Source organism: Burkholderia sp. DN3021, from assembly GCF_049805555.1.
In the GTDB taxonomy this organism is placed as follows: Bacteria; Pseudomonadota; Gammaproteobacteria; order Burkholderiales; family Burkholderiaceae; genus Burkholderia; species Burkholderia pyrrocinia_C.
The window spans coordinates 1-497 of sequence record NZ_JBNCAB010000288.1; the positions used below are offsets into that span (position 1 = coordinate 1).

The following is a 497-nucleotide window of genomic DNA, read 5'->3' on the forward strand; positions in this document are numbered from 1 at the left end:
GGCCAGGAAGGCAGTCGCCAAGGCGCAACGTCAGCAAGTCAAACAAACGCGCGCGGATCGCGAACGCAAGGTAATGCTCGTCGGCGAAGCCATTCTGCGTCGTGTCGAACGCGGCGAATGGGATGCCGCGGATTTCCGGCAAATGATGGACGACGCGCTGTCCCGTCCGGCTGATCGCGCGCTATTCGAGCTCGACGACGACAACGTATGACAAGCCATCATGGAAAGGGGGCGCGATCGACTCGACCTTCGGCACATGCTAGGCGCTTGCTCTGAACCGGCACACGAGTTGATGCAAGGATGAAATCGTCGTGGACGAAACGAGTTGGAAGATTTGCGATTTCTTGAGAACCGCAACAGGCCGCGGCGTCGGCGTGACCGCACTCCAGATTGCAGAGGGCGCCGCCCTGAATCTTGGGCAGGTATACATTCAGATTCACCGGCTCGTGGTCGATGGCTATATCCGCCGCCTTTACGTTCGCCCGCCGGTGTACCAA

Annotated in this window: 2 protein-coding genes; both read left to right on the forward strand. The window is 59.6% G+C overall.

Annotation, left to right across the window (positions count from 1 at the left end; all coding sequences use genetic code 11):
* Positions 1-211, forward strand: a 211-nt coding sequence (locus tag ACPUER_RS37125) for a hypothetical protein (protein ID WP_425133625.1), incomplete at its 5' end; no start/stop codon positions are given.
* A 100-nt stretch (positions 212-311) separates the two neighbouring features.
* A partial coding sequence (locus ACPUER_RS37130) for a hypothetical protein (protein WP_425133626.1) occupies positions 312-497 on the forward strand: 186 nt, incomplete at its 3' end.